The organism is Kitasatospora sp. A2-31 (assembly GCF_022288725.1).
Taxonomy (GTDB): domain Bacteria; phylum Actinomycetota; class Actinomycetes; order Streptomycetales; family Streptomycetaceae; genus Kitasatospora.
This window is the reverse complement of the sequence record NZ_JAKNTA010000010.1, coordinates 223,602-240,726: the sequence shown is the minus strand read 5'-3', so window position 1 is coordinate 240,726 and position 17,125 is coordinate 223,602. Positions and strand designations below refer to the sequence as shown.

General features: G+C 75.9%; 16 protein-coding genes. 4 read left to right on the top strand and 12 right to left on the bottom strand.

Going from position 1 to position 17,125, the window contains the following annotated elements; all coding sequences use genetic code 11:
• Positions 1-189: 189 nt before the first annotated feature.
• The 10 genes from MCM47_RS26885 to MCM47_RS26840 all read right to left on the bottom strand — a co-directional run bounded on the left by MCM47_RS26885 (position 190) and on the right by MCM47_RS26840 (position 10,498).
• Positions 190-1,245 (bottom strand): thiamine pyrophosphate-dependent dehydrogenase E1 component subunit alpha, encoded by a 1,056-nt coding sequence (locus tag MCM47_RS26885; RefSeq protein WP_308222466.1) that lies wholly within the window; start codon positions 1,243-1,245, stop codon positions 190-192.
• Positions 1,246-1,271: 26 nt separating this feature from the next.
• Positions 1,272-2,186, bottom strand: coding sequence for a phytanoyl-CoA dioxygenase family protein (locus tag MCM47_RS26880; protein WP_238864285.1), 915 nt, complete (start codon positions 2,184-2,186; stop codon positions 1,272-1,274).
• Between the two features lie 80 nt (positions 2,187-2,266).
• The gene (hppD, locus tag MCM47_RS26875) at positions 2,267-3,301 is read right to left on the bottom strand and encodes a 4-hydroxyphenylpyruvate dioxygenase (protein WP_238864284.1); all 1,035 of its coding nucleotides are present in this window, start codon (positions 3,299-3,301) and stop codon (positions 2,267-2,269) included.
• A 113-nt stretch (positions 3,302-3,414) separates the two neighbouring features.
• On the bottom strand, positions 3,415-4,710 hold the full coding sequence (locus MCM47_RS26870) for a beta-ketoacyl synthase (protein WP_238864283.1): 1,296 nt from the start codon (positions 4,708-4,710) through the stop codon (positions 3,415-3,417).
• Positions 4,707-6,329 (bottom strand): class I adenylate-forming enzyme family protein, encoded by a 1,623-nt coding sequence (locus MCM47_RS26865; RefSeq protein WP_238864282.1) that lies wholly within the window; start codon positions 6,327-6,329, stop codon positions 4,707-4,709. The genes MCM47_RS26870 and MCM47_RS26865 overlap by 4 nt, the downstream gene beginning before the upstream one ends.
• A gap of 144 nt (positions 6,330-6,473) precedes the next feature.
• Positions 6,474-7,121, bottom strand: a complete 648-nt coding sequence (locus tag MCM47_RS26860) for a hypothetical protein (RefSeq protein WP_238864281.1) — start codon at positions 7,119-7,121, stop codon at positions 6,474-6,476.
• A complete protein-coding gene (locus MCM47_RS26855; RefSeq protein WP_238864280.1) occupies positions 7,118-8,296 on the bottom strand; it encodes a beta-ketoacyl synthase N-terminal-like domain-containing protein in 1,179 nt (392 codons plus the stop codon). The genes MCM47_RS26860 and MCM47_RS26855 overlap by 4 nt, the downstream gene beginning before the upstream one ends.
• The gene (locus tag MCM47_RS26850; RefSeq protein ID WP_238864279.1) at positions 8,293-8,577 is read right to left on the bottom strand and encodes an acyl carrier protein; all 285 of its coding nucleotides are present in this window, start codon (positions 8,575-8,577) and stop codon (positions 8,293-8,295) included. The genes MCM47_RS26855 and MCM47_RS26850 overlap by 4 nt, the downstream gene beginning before the upstream one ends.
• Positions 8,574-8,858 carry a phosphopantetheine-binding protein gene (locus MCM47_RS26845; RefSeq protein WP_238864278.1) on the bottom strand — a complete coding sequence of 95 codons (285 nt, stop codon included), beginning with the start codon at positions 8,856-8,858 and terminating at the stop codon, positions 8,574-8,576. Before MCM47_RS26845 ends, MCM47_RS26850 begins: the two co-directional genes overlap by 4 nt.
• A 209-nt stretch (positions 8,859-9,067) precedes the next feature.
• A complete protein-coding gene (locus MCM47_RS26840) occupies positions 9,068-10,498 on the bottom strand; it encodes a class I adenylate-forming enzyme family protein (RefSeq protein WP_238864277.1) in 1,431 nt (476 codons plus the stop codon).
• Between the two features lie 169 nt (positions 10,499-10,667).
• On the opposite strand from MCM47_RS26840, the gene MCM47_RS26835 reads away from it, so the two are divergent.
• The 4 genes from MCM47_RS26835 (at position 10,668) to MCM47_RS26820 (ending at position 15,190) form a co-directional block, all read left to right on the top strand.
• The gene (locus MCM47_RS26835; protein WP_238864276.1) at positions 10,668-11,789 is read left to right on the top strand and encodes an alpha-hydroxy acid oxidase; all 1,122 of its coding nucleotides are present in this window, start codon (positions 10,668-10,670) and stop codon (positions 11,787-11,789) included.
• Between the two features lie 191 nt (positions 11,790-11,980).
• Positions 11,981-12,751 (top strand): methyltransferase domain-containing protein, encoded by a 771-nt coding sequence (locus MCM47_RS26830; protein WP_238864275.1) that lies wholly within the window; start codon positions 11,981-11,983, stop codon positions 12,749-12,751.
• Positions 12,752-12,839: 88 nt separating this feature from the next.
• Complete coding sequence (locus MCM47_RS26825; RefSeq protein WP_238864274.1) at positions 12,840-13,775, top strand: alpha/beta hydrolase; 936 nt, start codon at positions 12,840-12,842, stop codon at positions 13,773-13,775.
• A 125-nt stretch (positions 13,776-13,900) separates the two neighbouring features.
• A complete protein-coding gene (locus MCM47_RS26820) occupies positions 13,901-15,190 on the top strand; it encodes a PLP-dependent aminotransferase family protein (RefSeq protein WP_238864390.1) in 1,290 nt (429 codons plus the stop codon).
• A gap of 105 nt (positions 15,191-15,295) precedes the next feature.
• Here MCM47_RS26820 and MCM47_RS26815 read toward each other — a convergent pair whose 3' ends face one another.
• Together MCM47_RS26815 and MCM47_RS26810 are read right to left on the bottom strand one after the other, a co-directional pair.
• Positions 15,296-16,060 (bottom strand): ABC transporter permease, encoded by a 765-nt coding sequence (locus tag MCM47_RS26815; protein WP_238864273.1) that lies wholly within the window; start codon positions 16,058-16,060, stop codon positions 15,296-15,298.
• Between the two features lie 19 nt (positions 16,061-16,079).
• Positions 16,080-17,036: an ATP-binding cassette domain-containing protein gene (locus MCM47_RS26810; protein WP_238864272.1), complete on the bottom strand. Its 957-nt coding sequence runs from the start codon at positions 17,034-17,036 to the stop codon at positions 16,080-16,082.
• Positions 17,037-17,125: the final 89 nt, after the last annotated feature.

Sequence of the window (17,125 nt, the reverse complement as noted above, 5' to 3'; positions counted from 1 at the left end):
GCCGCACCTTTCGATGATTCGCTCGCTGCGCTCGCTCATGCGCCCGCCTCGCTCCGCTCGCCAGGGGCATTCGCCCAGCCGCCCCTTCCGATGATTCGCTCGCTGCGCTCGCTCATGCGCCCGCCTCGCTCCGCTCACCAGGGGCATTCGCCCAGCCGCACCTTTCGATGACTCGCTCTCCGGGTGCGCTCATGTTCCCGCCCCCGCCCGCGGGCGCAGCCCGTCCGCGTACAGGTACGCGGACGCGCCGTCCGGGTCGGGGTGGGCGGAGGCGAGGGCGAACCGCTCGGCCGCCGCCAGTTCGGCCGCCACCTCGGCGTCCAGCGCACCGGCCTCGGCCGGCCCGATCGCGGCGGCGGCTCGCGGCAGCGGGTCGCGCTCGCGCCAGGCGGCCACCTCCTCCGCGGTGCGGTAGTGCAGCTTCATCCGGCGCTCCATGGTGTGGTGGCCCTCGAAGCGGTAGGTGCGGCATTCCAGGAACCCCGGGCCCCCGCCGGCGCGGGCCCGGGCCACCGCCTCCTCGGCGGCAGCCCGGACGGCCTCGGTGTCCATCCCGTCGACCGCGACCGCCGGGATCCCGAAGGCGGCGGCCCGGCCGAGCGCGCTGCCGGCGACCGCGCTCGCGGCGGGCAGGGTGGTGGCGTAGCCGTTGTTCTCGCAGACGAAGACCACCGGGGCCCGCCACATCGCGGCCAGGTTCAGCGACTCCAGGAGCACGCCCTGGTTGAGCGCGCCGTCGCCGAAGAAGGAGACCGCCACCCCGTCGTGGCCGGACTCCCGGGCCGCCCAGGCGGCACCGACCGCGATCGGCGCGCCGGCGCCGACGATGCCGTTCGCGCCGAGGATCCCCAACGAGAGGTCGGCGGCGTGCATAGAGCCGCCCCGCCCCTTGTTCAACCCGTCCACCCGGCCGGCCAGTTCGGCGAGAAGCCGGTGCGGCGCGGCGCCCCGGGCGAGGACGTGGCCGTGGCCGCGGTGGGTGGACGTGAGCCGGTCGGCGGGACCGAGCGCGGCGCAGACGCCGACCGCGACGGCCTCCTGCCCGATGTACGGGTGGATGCCGCCGGGGATCACCCCGCTCCGGACCAGGCCGAGTGCCGACTCCTCGAAGCCGCGGATCAGGCGCAGCATCCGGTACCGCTGCCCGGGAGTACCGAGGGGCGCGATCGCGGACGACTCCGCGGGACCGGCGGACGACTCCGCGGGACCGGCGGACGACACCGCCGGTCCGGTGGCCGGCTCCACGGGCCCGATGATCGACGCCTGGGGCGTCACAGGGCTCCCCGCCAGATCGTCGGGCAGATCTCCGGGTCGGCGTAGTCGGGCCGGCCGTCGGGTGTGCGCCGGACCACCACGTCGTGGTTGTAGACCACCGGGCTGCCGTCCGGCCGGGTGTGGCCGCGGTACTCGTTGCCGCCGTCCTGCAGGTGCAGCGAGACCGCGCGGCGGGGGACGGCGGCGAGGTTGGGCCCGCTGCCGTGGTACGTCCGGCAGTGGTGGAAGCTGACGTGCCCGCGCGGGATCACCATCGGGACCTTGCGGACCTCCTGGCCGTTGAACCGGGCGTTCGCCGCGAGGAGCTCCTCCAGCTCGGAGCGGTCGCGCCGGGCGAAGTGCCGGGTCGAGTCCTCGCCGGAGTCCAGCTCCCGCCAGCGGTGGCTGCCGTCGACCATGGTGATGGTGCCGTTCTCCTCCCGGCAGTCGTGGAACGGCAGGAACGCGGTGAGCATCCGCTCGGAGCTGGAGGTCTGCCAGTAGTGCTTGTCGAAGTGCCAGGGCACCTGGTTGGTGGGCTCCTCGGGCACCGGGGGCTTGTAGATCAGGGTGGCCTGGAACACCCGGATCTCCGCCGCGCCGGAGAGCAGCGCGGCGACGGCCCCGAGCAGCGGTTTGCGCAGGATCGCGCCGATCGCGTGGCTCTCGTAGTGCACGTAGTCGTTGTGCCGCTGGACGGGCCCGTGCGCGGGCTCCCAGGAGGCGAGGTTCGGCGGGCGGACGGGCAGCTCGCGGTCGCGGTGGCCCTCGTAGTACTCCTCGGTGGCGGCCTGCAGGGCGTCCAGTTCCTCGTCGCCGAAGAGCCGGCGGGAGAGGTACCAGCCGTGCTCCTGGTAGCCGGCCACCTCCTCGGGGGTGGGCAGCAGCGCGTGCTCGGCCTCGGTCAGGCGGAACGCGGTCGCGGTGGTCACGGGTCGGGCCTCCTGTTCTGGTCGCAGCGTCCGGTCGGCGGTGCCGGCCGGCGCCACTGGTCGGGTCGGGGCGGGGGCGGTCAGACGGAGGCGGCGGCGCGCTGCCGTTCGACGGCCTCGTAGAGGGCCTTGATGTTGGCGGTGCCGAAGGTGCCCGCGCCCTGGCGCTCGATCAGTTCCAGGAAGAACGTCCGGCGCGGGTGGGTGGAGCGGGCGAAGATCTGGAAGAGCTGGCCGCCGTGGTCCTGGTCGACCAGGACGTCCAGCTCGCGCAGCGTCCCGACCGGGATGGCGGTGCCGCCGAGCCGTTCGGCCAGCGCGTCGTAGTAGGCACCCGGTGTGCTGAGGAACTCGACGCCGCGGGCGCGGCCGGCCCGGACGGCGGTGGCGATGTCGCCGGTGCGGAAGGCCAGGTGCTGGACGCCGGCGCCGTCGTGGTCGGCCAGGAAGGTGTCGATCTGGCCGGGCCGGCGGGCGGTGTCCGGCTCGATCAGCGTGAAGGTCACCTCCCCGGATGCGCTCTGGACCACGCTCGAGTCCATCGCCTGCTCGCCGACCTCGATGTACTCGCCGAAGATCCGGTGCAGGCCGAGGGCGGCCTCGCAGAATCGGACGGCGGGGGCCAGTTCGCCGGCCGGGACGCAGATCGCGGCGTGGTCGAGCGCCTCCAGCAGCGCGTCGGCGGGCGTGGGAGCCGTGGCCGGCCCCGCCGCCGGGGCCCCCGCGGCAGCAACGGCGGCGGCCCGGTCCGGCTGGGGCACGAACCGCAGGGCCACGTCCCCGAAACCGGCCACCAGCCCGCCGGCCCGGTCCAGCACGACGGCGCCGTGCCGCTCCGCGCGCTCCAGCGAGGCCCGCGGGTCGGTGCAGCCGAGGGCGATCACCGCGACGCCGTCGCCGTGCCGGGCCGCGTACCGGGCCACCGGGTGGGCCGGATCGGTGGCCGAGTGGAAGTGCAGCCGGATGGATCCCTGGCGCAGCCGGACGGTACGCAGGCCGTCCGGCTGCGGGACGCCGGGCTCCACGGTGAAGCCGTAGTCGGCGCCGAGGCGGGCCGCGGCCAGGCCGGCGTCCGTGCAGTGGAACTCGACATGGGTGATGGACTGGATGGACAACGGGTTCTCCCCGGGGGTGGCGTGGGACGGGTGGCCGGGCGTGGGGCCGACCGGCGCGGGATGCACGCGCGGCCAGGGCGCCGCGCGCCCGGCAGGATCCGAACGAGCGGCCCCTAGGCCCTGCGGTCGGACCGGGTGGATGCCGGGCCGAAGACCAGGCTGAGGTTGTGGCCGCCGAAGGCGAAGGCGTTGCTGAGCGCGGCCCGCAGCGGTGCGGACCGGGCTGCGCCGCGGACGTGGTCGAGCGCACAGGCCGGATCGGGGTCGGTGAGGTTCACCGTGGGCGGCAGCGTTCTCCGGGCCACTGCGAGTGCGGTGACCGCTGCCTCCAACGCCCCTGCGGCGCCCAGCAGATGGCCGGTGGCGCCCTTGGTGGAGCTGACCGCCGGGCCGTGCTCACCGAAGACGGCGCGCAGCGCGGCGCTCTCGGCGGCGTCGCCGAGCCTGGTGCCGGTCCCGTGGGCGTTGACGTAGCCGATGTCGGCCGGTGCCAGACCCGCGTCGGCGAGCGCGCCCCGCATCGCGTCGGCCGCGCCCGCGCCGTCCGGGCGCGGCATGGTGGGGTGGTGGGCGTCGGTGGAGGCGCCCCACCCGGTCAGGTCGGCGTAGCCGGCCGCGCCGCGGGCATCGGCGTGCTCGGCGCGTTCCAGCACCAGGACGGCGCTGCCCTCGCCGAGCACGAAGCCGTTGCGGCGGGCGTCGAAGGGGCGGCTCGCCTGCGCCGGGTCCTCCCAACCCGAGGAGAGAGCCCTGGCGTTGGTGAAGGCGGCGGCGATGGTCGGATGCAGCGAGGACTCGCTTCCGCCGCACACCACCACGTCGGCGTCGCCGGCCCGGATCAGTCGCAGGCCCTCCGCGACGGCCTGGGCGCCGGCCGCGCAGGCCGTCACGATCGCCGAACTGAAGCCGCGGATGCCGTGCTTGATGGCGACCCGGGCGGTGGCCATGTTGGAGAGCATGCCGGGCAGCAGGTAAGGGCTGACGCCTGGGCGGCCGCGCTCCAGCCGGCGGTGCGACTGCTGCTCGAAGGTCTCCAGTCCGCCCCCGCCGGTCGCAAGGACGACCGCGGTGCGGTGCGGGTCGGCGTCGCGGCCCACCACCAGCCCGGCGTCGGCGAGCGCGTCGTCGGCCGCGGCGAGGGCGAGCAGGACGAAGCGGTCCACGCACCGGGTCTCGGTGGGCGGCAGCACCTCGCGGCCGTCCAGCGGCGGTGCGACGCCGGCGGCGGTGAGCCAGCCGTGCGCGGCGTGCTCCTCGGGCAGCGCGCGGATGCCGGAGCGGCCGGCGGCGAGGGCGTCGAAGACCTCGGCGGGCTTGCGGCCGACCGGTGTGACCAGGCCGATGCCGGTGACGACGGCGCCCGGACGGCCGGTGGTGCGTGCGCGGGCGCTCGCCAGCGGGCCGGTCATCGGGTGGCCGCCGCGGCGTCGAGGTGGCGCCGGCGCAGCAGAACCTTGCGGACCTTGCCGGTCGGTCCGAGCGGAATGTCGTCGCCGCCCACCACCAGCACCCGGCGGACGGTGGCCGCGACGGCCTCGTCGAGGGCGGCGGTGACGGCCTCGGTGCGGTCGGCCGCCGGGTCGGCGTCCGCGCTCAGGATCAGCAGCACATCGGTGACGACCTGTTCACCGTCGCGCACCGCCACGACCGTGCAGTCGACCACGTCGGGGCAGGCGGCCAGTACGCGTTCCTCCGACAGTGCGGTGAACAGCCTCCTGCCGTCGCCGAGTTCGACCGAGTCCACGGCGCGGTCGACGTGGTAGTAGTAGCCCTCCTCGTCCCGGTACATCAGGTCGCCGGTGAGGAAGCGGCCGCGGATCCTGGTCCGGAACGTGGTGACCGAGTCGTTCCAGTAGCCGAGTGCCAGGGTGGGGGAGGCGGTGGCCAGTTCGCCGACCTCGCCGGGGCCGAGCGGTTCGCCGTCCGGGCCGACCACCTCGCAGTCGACGAAGGCGTGCGGGCGCCCCACGCAGCGGCCGTACCGCTCGGTGCCGGGGCCGTGGGTGATGAAGAAGTGCGAGTGGCCCATCTCGGTGGAGCCGAGGCCGTCGACGAAGAGCGAACCGGGCTCGCGGACCCGGCCGCGGCGGGTGACGGCCTCCCGGCTGCCGGTGGCGATCAGGCGGCGGATGTGCACCTCGTGGGCGCAGTCACCGGTGTTCCACCAGAGCGAGACGGAGTCCAACTCCCGTCGGGACAGGTCGTGGTGGGCCAGCTCGGCCCAGGTCGCGGCGAAGCCGACCACGCCGCTGGGCCGCCAGCTCTCGATCGCGTCCAGCACGCCGGCTCCCGACTGCCTTGACAGCAAGGCCAGTTCGGTGTGGGAGCTGAGGGCGAGGTTGACGGCGATCAGGGTGGCGGCGTGCGGAGCCGGCAGGGCGCTGAGCATCCGCTCCTGGCCTTGCGGGCGGGGCAGCCGCAGCCGGTGGCGGATCGCCGCGTACAGGCCTGCGTGCGAGTGGACGACGGCCTTGGGCATGCCGGTGGTGCCGGAGGAATGGGTGATCGCCACCGGATCGCCGGACCAGGGCCGGTGGGGCGCCGGGGCGGCGTCCGGGTCGCCCGCGCCGAGGGTGGAGATCTCCGGGAGGACGGGGGCGCCCGGGGCGTGGTCGGCCAGCGCGGCCAGGTGCTCGGCGTCGGCGAGGACACCGACCGGGCGGAGCCCGGCGATGTAGCGGGCGGCGCGCTCGCCGTCGACGTTGGGGTTGAGCAGCGCCGGGATGGCGCCGAGCCGGGCGAGCGCGAGGAAGGCCAGCACGTGGTCCGCGGCGTCCGTGGCATGGACCGCCACCGGGTCGCGGCGGGTGATGCCGAGCGCGTGCAGGGCCGCGGCCCGGGCGCGGACGGCGCGGTCGAGCTCGCGCAGGGTGAAGGGCTGCCAGGCGGGGTGGTCGTCCACCGGGGTGTCGAAGGTCAGCAGTGGTTCGTCCAGTCCGAGGCCCAGGGCCAGCCGGGCGGTCAGGACGTTGCCGGCGCCGACGTCCGGGTCGTCCGCGAGAAGGGTGCGGATACTGCGGATGCTCACGGTGGTTGATCCCTCCCATGGTGCTGGGCGTGCTGCGGTGGGACGCGGCGTGTGGGGCCGCTCGCGCGGGGGTGCGGTGGGTGGCGGGGTGTACGGGTGTGCGGGTGTGCGGGTGGAAGGTGGGGGCGGCGCGGGAGCGGGCGGTCAGGCCGTGGTGACCAGGACGGCCACGGCCCGGTCGGCGCCGGTCCGGGCGGTGGCGGTGGCGGCGGCGGTGGCGTCGATGGTGGCGGGCCCGGCGTCCCGGGCGTGGCCGGTGCCCGTGCCGCTCCCGGTCCCGGGCTCCGGTGGGGTGCCCGCCGGGGAGCCTCCGGCGGGTTCGCCCTGTTCGGCGGCGATGACCAGGACGTGGTCGGCGTCGCCGTCCGCGAGGAGCAGCGCCGCCAGCTCCAGGGCGTCCTGCGGCACCCGCCCCGGCGGCGACCCGGCCGGGCTGATCGCTACCACAGGGCCGGTCAGGCCCCAGCGGGCCGCGATGTGGCCGAGGACGGCGCTGGGGTTGGACTGGAAGAAGAGCAGCGGCGGCACCCGGCGCCCGGAGGCGGCGGCCTCGTCGATGGCGCGCGCCGTGGCGCGGTCGCCGCCCGCGCTGGCCAGCAGCAGCGCGGTCCGGCCGGGGGCCGGGGCGGTGCCGTGGTGGGCGCGCAGGCAGCGTTCGGCGGTCTCGGCCACCAGGGGATTGAACGAGGAGGCGGAGAAGCCCGGCACGGGGGGCAGCCGGTCGGGCCGGCCCGGTGCGGTCCGGTCGGGGTCCGGCCAGTGGGCCTCGGCGAGGATGCGCAGCTCGGTCACGGGGCGGCCACCAGGAGTGCGGTGTTGGCCCCGCCGAACGCGGAGTTGAGGGTGAGCGCGTGGCGCGGCCGGGCGGCGCGCGGGCCGTCCAGGACGAGGTCGAGCGCCAGCTCCGGGTCCGGTCCGAGCCAGCCGGCGTTCACCGGTAGCCGGCCGTCGCGCAACGCCGCGATGGTGACGGCGAGTTCGAGCAGGGCCGAGGCCTCCAGGGCGTGGCCGTGGACTGCCTTGCTGGAGCTGACCGGCAGCCGGGCGACGTGCGCTCCGAACACCCGGCGCAGCGCCCTGGCCTCGGCCCGGTCGGCCAGCGGGGAGCCGGTCCCGTTGGCGTTGACGTAGCCGATGTCCGAAGGCTCGACGCCGGCCCGGGCCAGGGCGGCCTCGATGGCCCGGGCCGCGCCGTCGCCCTCCGGCTCCGGGCGGCAGACGTGGTGGGCGTCGCCGGCCCGGCCCCAACCGGCCAGCCGGGCCAGCACGGGCGCACCGCGCCGTGCGGCGGCCGGCTCGGCCTCGACGACCACGGCGGCCGCCGCGTCGCCCAGCAGGGTGCCGGTGCGGCCCGCGCTGAACGGGCGCAGCTCGCCGTCGCGGGCGAGGGCCCGGCCGGCGTCGAAGGCGGCGAAGACGCCCGGCTCGACCAGGTGCCCGGCCGTGACCAGGACGCGCCGGTGCCGGCCGGCCGCCACCGACGCGGCGGCGTCGGCGACCGCGGTGCCGGCCGCCACGCAGGCGCCGGTGTAGACCCGGGTGACGCCGGCGGCCCCCCACCTGGCCGACACGCCGGCGGCGACGGCCGCGGCGACCTCCCGGGTGCGCAGGTCGCTGTGGAGGGCCAGCAGCACCGGCAGGGCGGCGCGCCCGTCCGCGCCCCCGCCCCCGCCGCCCGGGTCGTCGGCGGCAGCGGGGCCGGTGGCAGCGGGGCCGGTGGACAGGCCGGCTTGGCGGCAGGCCTGGTCCACCGCCGTGAGGACGGCGTCGGCGAGTGGCGGCGGCCCGGGCAGCAGCGCGGCGCGCGTGGTGCGGCGCGCGGACACGTCGAACCGGTCCACCGCCGTGAAGGCGGCCTTGCCGTGGGCGGTGGCCTCGGCGAGCGCGGCGAGTCCGGCGCCGGCCGCGCTGAGCACGCCGACGCCGGTCACCACGGGCCGGACGGCGGGCGGGGCGTGGCCGGTCATGGCTGTGCGGCCCCGGGTGTCGCAGCGGCGGCCGCGGCGGTGGCACCGGCGGCCAGGACGGCCGCCCGGAGCACCTCGGTGGCGGTGTCGACCGTCCGGACGGCCTCGAACTGCTCGTCGTCGAGGTCCAGCTGGACGCCGTAGCGTTGCTCGAACTCGGCTATCAGCCAGGTCAGTTCGAGGGAGCCGAGCTCCTCGGGGACGTCCTCGGCGGCGCGCTGCCCGAACGCCGCGAGGATCGTCCGGACGTCGGCCCGGTCGGGGAGGGCGGGGCTGGTCACGCCGCGCTGCCCGAGGCGGCGGCGGTGGCGGCGGTGGCGGCGATGCGCGCGGCGACGTCGGCGGTGAACTCGTCCAGCGTCATCATCGCGGTGCTCTCCATCTCGTCCATGTCGAACTTGACGCCGAATTCGTCCTCGACCTGCACCGACAGGTCGGCGAGGGCGAGCGATTCGAGGTCGAGCCCGGCCGGGCCGAGGTCGGTGTCGCCGGTGACCTCGGAGACGTCGTACTGCATCTCGGTGAGGGCGGCGAGGACGAACGCGCGGATGCGGTCCTGCATGGTGTGCTCCTAGGGCTCGCGCAGCGTGCGTGTGCGCGGTGATCGTCGGGGGTGGTGGGGGCGGGCGTGGTGCCGGGGGAACGGCGGGGGCCGCGGGGGGGGGGGGGGGGCGGGGGAAACGGCGGGGCCCGCGGGCGGGTGGTGCGGCCGGGCCGTCGTCCGCGGGCGCCGACGGCCCGGCGGGGGAGAGCGGTTCGGGCGCCGGCGGTTCAGCCGGCGGCCGCGCGCAGCGCCGCCGGGTCGCGCAGCAGCTTCCCGGTGGCCGTGCGCGGCAGCCGGGCCAGGAAGGCCAGCCGGCGGGGCCGCTTGTAGGCGGCGAGCTGCCGGGCCAGTCCGTCCCGGACGACGTCCTGGTCCGCGCCCTCCTCGGTGGCCAGGTAGGCCTCGATGGCGCCGGCGTCGAAGACCACGACCGCCTCGCGCACCCGTGGCAGGGCGGCGAGGGTCTGCTCGACCTCGGTGAGGTCCACCTTGAGGCCGCCGATCGAGACCTGCGAGTCCCGGCGGCCGAGGACGGTGACCCGTCCGGTGGCCTCGTCCAGGCGGGCGGCGTCCCGGGTGTGCAGCCAGCCGTCCGACCAGCGGGTCGGGTCGTCCAGCCCGGGGTAGGGCGAGGTGGCGGTACGGATCTGCAACTCGCCCCGCACCAGACGGAGTTCCACCCCGGTGACCGGTTGCTTCGCCGGGTGCAGGGCGCCGTCCAGGTCGGTGGCGATGACGCCGAGCTCGGTCATCCCGTACATGGTGCCGAGCGGGACGCCGTACGCGGCGGCGAAGGCGGCGGGCAGGCCCGGTCGGACCAGTTCCCCGGCCACCACCATCCGGCGCAGCCTCGGCAGCGGCGGGGGCGCGGCCACGCCGGCCAGCAGTTCGGCGTGGAAGGGCACGCCGACCACGGTGGTCGGGCGCTCCTCCTCCTCGGCGACGGCGGCGAGGATGCCCGCGGCCGTCATCCGTTCCGGCACGGTCAGCGGAGCGCGGGCGTACAGGCTGTTCAGCAGTCCGCCGACGAGGCCGAGCACGTGCACCACCGAGGAGAGCAGAACGGCCCGCTCGCCCTCGCCGGGGAACCCCGCCAGCTGCCGGTAGCAGTCGAGTTCACGCAGGAGGTCGCCGGCGGTGCGGCCGACGACCTTGGCCGGGCCGGTGGAGCCGGAGCTGAGCTGGACCAGCGCGTGGCCGGTCCGGGCCGGCCGGCCGTTCGGCAGCCGGACGGCGACCGGGTCGGCGTCGGCGAAGCCGCGAAGCGCCGCCGACGGCCGGTGGGCGGACCTCACCAGCACCTGAGGAGCCAGCCGTTCGACCGCGAGCTCGCTCTCGTGGTCGGTCAGCCGGTGGTCCAACAGGGCCACTTGGGCGCGCAGTCGCCAGCCCGCCAGGAGCGCCGCGACGAAGCCCAGGGAGGGCGGCAGCCGCAGGGCTGCGGTGCCGCCCGGTCCCAGGCCGGCCGCGGCCAGCCGTTCGACCTGCTCGTCGACCAGGGCGCGCAGCGCACCGCGGCCGACGGGAGTGCCCAGCCGCAGGCACTCCTCGCCCACGGGACCGGCCAGCAGTAACCGTTCGACCCAGTCGTCCGGGGCGTCGGAGTGCGGCGGCGAAGAAGGCGGAAGCGGAGAAGGGGAAATGCCGGTCAACGCCACTCCACACAGTGAGGAGATTTGTCATGGACGCCGTTCACAGGAAACGGCCAATTCCGTTGCCAGACCTTTGCACAGACGATTGGTCAAATCAAGGTCTATACCAATGCGGTCCCAACCTCCTACGCTGCCGAGCCGGGACTGGTCCGAGCGTGGCCGTCCGGGAGCGAGGATGCCCGTGGGACCACTCACGCCGGCCGGGATCGAGCGCGCTGCACGCGCCCAACTCCCCACCGAAATATGGGACTTCATCGAGGGAGGGAGTGGGGCGGAACGCACCCTCGCCGGGAACCGGGAAATGTTCGGCCACTACGCACTGCGGCCGCGCACGCTCGTCGACGTCTCGGCCTGCTCGACCCGCACCACGCTCCTCGGCGCCGAGCTCGGCCTCCCGGTCGGAATCGCCCCGATGGCCTACCACCGGCTGGTCCACCCGGACGGCGAGACCGCGACCGCCCGGGCGGCCGGCCGGGCCGGCGCTCTCCTGGTCGCGGGGATCTTCGCCAGCCGCACCCTGGAGGAGATCGCGGCCGAGGCCGCCGGACCGCTCTGGCTGCAGCTCTACTGGCTGCGCCGCCGCGACGCGCTCGCCGCACTGGTCGCACGCGCCGAGGCGGCCGGCTTCGCCGCACTGATGCTCACCGTCGACGCCCCGCGGATCGGGCGCCGGCTGCGCGACCTGCGCAACGGCTTCGCCGTCCCGCCGGAGGTCCGCGCCGTCAACCTCGACCCGGGGTTGACGGCCGCCAGCCATCGGGCGGGCGCCGGCTCCTCCGGCATCGCCGAGCACGCGCTGGAGCAGTTCGACCCCACCCTGACCTGGGCGGACCTCGCCTGGCTGCGCGAGCGCACCGGCCTGCCGCTGGTCCTCAAGGGCATCCTGACCGCCGAGGACGCCCGGCTCGCCGTCGAGCACGGAGTCGACGCCGTGGTGGTCTCCAACCACGGCGGCCGCCAGTTGGACGGCGCGCTGCCGGCGCTGGCGGCCCTCCCGGAAGTGGCCGCGGCCGTCCCGCCGGACCTGCCGGTACTGCTCGACGGCGGGGTCCGCACCGGCACCGACGTCGCCGTGGCCCTCGCCCTCGGTGCGCGCGCCGTGCTGGTCGGCCGCCCGGTGCTCTGGGGGCTGGCCACCGGGGGCGCGGACGGCGTGGCCGACGTCCTCGGTCTGCTCCGGGACGAACTGGAGCACGCCCTGGCCCTGCTGGGTCGCCCGACGCCGGCCGACCTCGACCCCACCGCGCTGGCTCCGTGGCCGGCGCGCCGCCCGGACGCCGGTGTGGCCGCCCCGTAGCCGTGCAGCACTCCGACCGCAGGGCGGCACGGCACCGCCCGCCCGATCCGGCGCCAGCACCCCCATTTTCCAAGGAAGTTGCCCGCACGGGCCGGCCGGACCGCCGGACCCGCCGCCACCGCGCACCGCACCCGGCCCGGCTCCGGCCCGGCCCCGACCGGCGCGGTACACCCGCCAGGGAGACCACCGACATGACGAAGCAGGACGCCTTCCCCGGCTGGGACTGGGACGACCCCGAGGGCCTCGCCACCCGCCTCGACGAGATCAGTGCCCGGGTCGCCACCTGCAAGACCCTCGAACCGGCCGGCCGCCTCCCGCACGGCCCCGCCGACTTCCGGGAACTCGGCGTCACCGGAATCGAGTTCGCCGCATTCCGCACCGCCCACCCGAGCGGCCTCGGCACCGACCTGACCGCCCTGCGCAGCCCCGACGCCACCACCGAACCCGGCACCCTCTACCGGGTGGACGGCGACCGCTGGTTCACCCAGCTCGACATCGCCCGGCCGCTTCCCTTCGCCGACGCGAGCGTCGACTGGGTCTACGCCGAGCACCTGATCGAGCACGTCACCCTGCCGGTCGCGACCGGCTGGCTGCGCGAGGCCCGGCGGGTGCTGCGCCCCGGCGGCGTGCTGCGCCTGACCACTCCCGACCTCGCCCGCTACCTGGTCGGCTACGCCACCGGTGACGGCTTCCTCGCCAAGCACCGCCGCCGGCTCACCGCCATGGGCTTCGGCCCGCCGATGCCGCAGCGCCCGGCCTTCCTGGTCAACCAGATCTTCCGGTACTACGGCCACCAGTGGATCTACGACCTGGACGAACTGCGCCACGTGCTCACCCTGGCCGGGTTCGAGCTCGACCGGATCCGCCCCTGCGGCTACCGCCAGGGCGCCCGCGCCGACGTCGCCGACCTCGACACGCCCTTCCGCACCGACGAGACCGTGTACATCGAGGCCGACCGCTAGAGCCTCTCAGCACAGCCGGTACGACCGCCCGAACGCCCGGGTGACCCCCGGGCTCCCGACCACCAGCCCGACGGGACGACGACCACCCATGCCACTGCACCCCCAGGCTCAGGCCCTGCGCGAGCGCCGCGCCCGGGCCGGCACCCCGGCGCTCTACAGCCTCACCCCGGCCGAGGCCCGGGCGGCCGACCTGGCCGACATCCGGGCCTCGGCCGGTACCCCCGAACCCGTCGCCGCCGTCGAGGAGCACCGGATCGCCGGCCCCGGCGGCCCGCTCGCCGTGCGCCTCTACCGGCCGGAGCCGCCCGGCCGTGAACTCCCCGCGCTGCTCTACCTCTTCGGTGGCGGCTGGACCCTCGGCTCGCCCGACACCAGCGACGCGATCTGCCGCCGCCTCACCAACGCGGTGGGCTGCGTCACCGCCTCCGTCGGCTACCGCCTCGCCCCCGAGCACCCCTTCCCGGCCGCCGTCCACGACTGCCACGCGGCCGCCCGCTGGCTGGCCGAGCAGGCCGGCGCGCTCGGCGTCGACGCCGCCCGCCTCGCCGTCGCCGGGGACAGCGCCGGCGGCAACCTGGCCGCGGCGCTCACCCTGCTCGCCCGTGACGAGGGCGGCCCGGCGCTGCGCCACCAGGTGCTCGTCTATCCCAACACCGACCACCGGGCCGACACCGCCTCGCTGCGCGAACACGACGACCCGCTGCTGTTCAACCGCCGCTCGGTCGCCTGGTACTGGGGCCACTACCTGGCCGACCCCGCCGACGGTGACCACCCGTACGCCTCACCGCTGCGCGCCCCGAGCCTCGCGGGATTGCCGCCCGCCACCGTGATCACGGCCGAGTACGACCCGCTGCGCGACGAGGGCGAGCGGTACGCGGAGGCGCTGCGCGCGGCCGGCGTCCCGGTCGAGGCGCGGCGGTACGACGGGATGCCGCACGGCTTCTTCGCCATGACCGGGGTGCTGGACGCGGCCGGCGAGGCGCAGCGCTACGCCGCCGAGCGGCTGCGCGAGGCCCTGCGGTGAGCGCCCGCGACGGGGCCGCCCGCGACGGGGCCGCCCGCGACGAGGCCGCCCGCGATCTGGCCTTCCCCGACACGGCCGCCCCCGAGCGGGCCGCCGGACGCGGCCAGGCCGGGCCGCCGGCACCCCTGCGGCTGGGCGACCTGCACGCCTCGCTCGCCGATCCGCTGCTGGACGCGATGACCTTCCTCAACGAGGTCACCACCCGCTACCCGCAGGCCGTCTCCTTCGCGCCCGGCCGCCCCTACGAGGGCTTCTTCGAGCCCGCCGATGTCCACCGGTACCTCGACACCTATCTCGACCACCTGGCGGCCCGCGGCGCCGGCCGGGACGCCGTTCGCAGCACGCTCTTCCAGTACGGCCCGACCAAGGGCGTCATCGCCGACCTGGTCGCCCGCACCCTGGCCAACGACGAGGGCCTCACCGTGGCGCCGGAGGCCCTGGTGCTCACCGTCGGAGCCCAGGAGGGCATGCTGCTGACGCTGCGGGCGCTCTGCGCGGGCCCGGAGGACGTGCTGCTGGTCAGCTCGCCGTGCTACGTCGGGGTGACCGGCGCCGCCCGGCTGCTCGACCTCACCACCCTCCCGGTGCCGGAGGGCCCCGGGGGCGGGCCCGATCCGGCGGCGGTGCGCGCCGCGGCCCGCGCCGTCCGGGCCGGGGGCCGGCGCGCCCGCGCGCTCTACGTCGTCCCGGACTTCGCCAACCCCTCCGGCACCAGCATGCCGGTGCCCGCGCGCAGCCGGCTGCTGGACGCGGCGGCGGAGGAGGGCCTGCTGGTCGTCGAGGACAACCCGTACGGCTTCTTCGCCCGGGACGCCGGCGAACGGCCCACCCTGAAGGCGCTGGACCGCCGCCGCCAGGTGGTCCACCTCGGCTCCTTCGCCAAGACCTGCTTCCCCGGCGCCCGCCTCGGCTACGTGGTGGCCGATCAGGAGGTGGCCGCCCCGGGCGGGCGGCGGACGCTGCTGGCGGACGAGCTGGCCCGGCTGAAGAGCATGACGACGGTCAACACGCCGGCGCTCAGCCAGGCCGTGATCGGCGGCATGCTGCTGCGGCACGACTGCCGGCTGCGGGAGGCCAATGCCCCGGCTGCGGCCCACTACGCGGCCAACATGGCTCTGCTGCTCGGCGAGTTGGAGCGGCACTTCCCGGCGTCCGAGCGGCGCCGGCTGGGGATCTCCTGGAACGAGCCGGAGGGCGGCTTCTTCGCCGTGCTGTCCGTGCCGTTCGCGGCCGACGAGGCCGCGATGGAGCGGTGCGCGCGCGATCACGGCGTGCTCTGGACGCCGATGGCGCCGTTCTACCCCGCCGGCGGGGGAGAGCGACGGCTCCGGCTCTCGATCAGCTCGCTGACAGAGCGTCAGATCATGCACGGGGTGGCCGCCCTGGCCCGGTTCGTCCGCGCCGAGGCCGGCTGACGCGCCGGCGTCCGACCGGCCGGTACTGGGAGAAGCGCCCGTACGGGGGCGGCGGCGGGCCGGGGGGTCGTCGCCCCCCCGGCCCGCCCGTTCGGGTGCCCGCGCTCAGCGCACCCGGCGGGAGAACAGCCGGGCCGACCAGGAGACCGCCGCCACCGTCATCAGCACGACCACCAGCAGCCCCTGCCAGACCACGTCGTCACCGACGTGCCCGGAGAACAGAGCGCGCATGCCCTCGACGGCCCAGTAGAAGGGATTCCACCTGGCCATCGTCTGCAGCCACATCGGCGCCAGCGCCAGCGGCAGCAGGACGCCGGAGAGCAGGGCGATCGGCTGCGCGAGGGTGTTCACCACGGGGGCCATCGCCTCGTCGGCCGGGAGCAGCAGCGCGATGCCGTAGGAGATCGCCGAGGTCATCAGCGCGAGCAGGCCGAGCAGCAGGTAGGCCAGCAGCAGATCCACCGGCCGCACCCGGAGGCCGAACGGCAACGCGAGCAGCGTGATGATGACGGCCTGCACCAGCAGGGCGACCGTCTCGCGCAGCGCCCGGCCGAGCAGCAGTGCCAGCCGGCTGACCGGCGTGACCCGGGAGCGCTCGATGATGCCGGCCTTCAGCTCGCCGAGCAGGCTGAAGCCGGTGTACAGGCCGCCGAAGATGCAGAGGACCGCCAACAGGCCGGGCACGTAGATCTGGTAGGCCTCGGCGTAGGTGGTCGCGCCCATCGGCGCCAGCACCTTCTTCAGCAGCGGCGCGAACAGCAGCAGGTAGAAGACCGGCTGGATGACGCCGACGGCGATCCAGACCGGCGTCCGCCACATCAGCAGCAGCTGCCGCTGGAAGACCAGCCAGGTGTCGCGGGCGAGCTTCATCGCGCCTCTCGTTCTCGGATCAGGACTGCTCGATCGAGCGGCCGGTGCGGGCCAGGAACACGTCGTCCAGGCTGGGGCGTTGCAGCTGCACGGTGCGGGGGACGACGCCCGCGCCGTCCAGAGCGCGCATGAGCAGTGGGATCGCGGCGGCGCCGTCGTCGAGGTAGAGCCGGATCCCGTCCTCGCCCTGTGCCTCCAACCGGTGCAGGTACGGCTGTTCGCGCAGGGCCTTGGCGGCCCGTTCGGCCTCGCCGGCAGGCAGGCCCACCAGTACCACGTCGCCGGAGATCTCCCGCTTGAGCAGGTCGGGGGTGCCCTCGGCGACGATCCCGCCGTGGTCGACGATGGCCACCCGGTCGCAGAGGGCGTCGGCCTCGTCGAGGTAGTGGGTGGTCACCACCACGGTCATGCCCTCGGCGCGCAGGCGGCGGATCTCCGCCCAGACATGGCCGCGGCCGGCCGGGTCCAGGCCCACGGTGGGCTCGTCGAGGAAGAGCACCCGGGGCGCGTGGATGACGCCCAGGGCGATGTCCACCCGGCGGCGCTGGCCGCCGGAGTAGGTACGGCAGGGTCGGTCGGCGAACTCGGTGAGTTCGAACGCCCGCAGCGCGTCGTCGGCGCGGCGCAGGGCCTCGGCCTTGCCGGTGCCGTGCATCCGGGCCTGGTGCACCAGCTCCTCGCGGCCGGTGACGGCGTCGGTGGTGCCGCCGCCCTGGGCGACGTAGCCGATCCGGCGTCGGACCTCGGCCGGGTCGGCGAGCAGGTCGGCGCCGGCGACCCGCGCCTCGCCGCCGTCCGGGCGGATGAGCGTGGCGAGCATGCGCAGGGTGGTCGTCTTGCCGGCGCCGTTGGGGCCGAGGAAGCCGAAGATCTCGCCGGCGGCCACGCCGAGGTCGATGCCGCGCACGGCGTCGACGGCGGCCTGGCCGCGCTTTCCGGAGGGGTAGGACTTGCGCAGTCCCTTGGTCTCGATCAACCAGAACTCCCGTGCGGGGATGGGTTGCCGGGGCACCGTGAGGTGGTGCTGCGGGCCCACCCTAGGGTCTGCGACCCTCCGGAAACAAT

Coding starts and splice junctions, on each gene's coding strand:
- MCM47_RS26830 (WP_238864275.1), top strand. CDS start 11,981: ATGACGAAGCAGGACGCCTTCCCCGGCTGGGACTGGGACGACCCCGAG.
- MCM47_RS26825 (WP_238864274.1), top strand. CDS start 12,840: ATGCCACTGCACCCCCAGGCTCAGGCCCTGCGCGAGCGCCGCGCCCGG.
- MCM47_RS26870 (WP_238864283.1), bottom strand. CDS start 4,710: ATGACCGGCCCGCTGGCGAGCGCCCGCGCACGCACCACCGGCCGTCCG.
- MCM47_RS26855 (WP_238864280.1), bottom strand. CDS start 8,296: ATGACCGGCCACGCCCCGCCCGCCGTCCGGCCCGTGGTGACCGGCGTC.
- MCM47_RS26815 (WP_238864273.1), bottom strand. CDS start 16,060: ATGAAGCTCGCCCGCGACACCTGGCTGGTCTTCCAGCGGCAGCTGCTG.
- MCM47_RS26845 (WP_238864278.1), bottom strand. CDS start 8,858: ATGCAGGACCGCATCCGCGCGTTCGTCCTCGCCGCCCTCACCGAGATG.
- MCM47_RS26835 (WP_238864276.1), top strand. CDS start 10,668: ATGCCCGTGGGACCACTCACGCCGGCCGGGATCGAGCGCGCTGCACGC.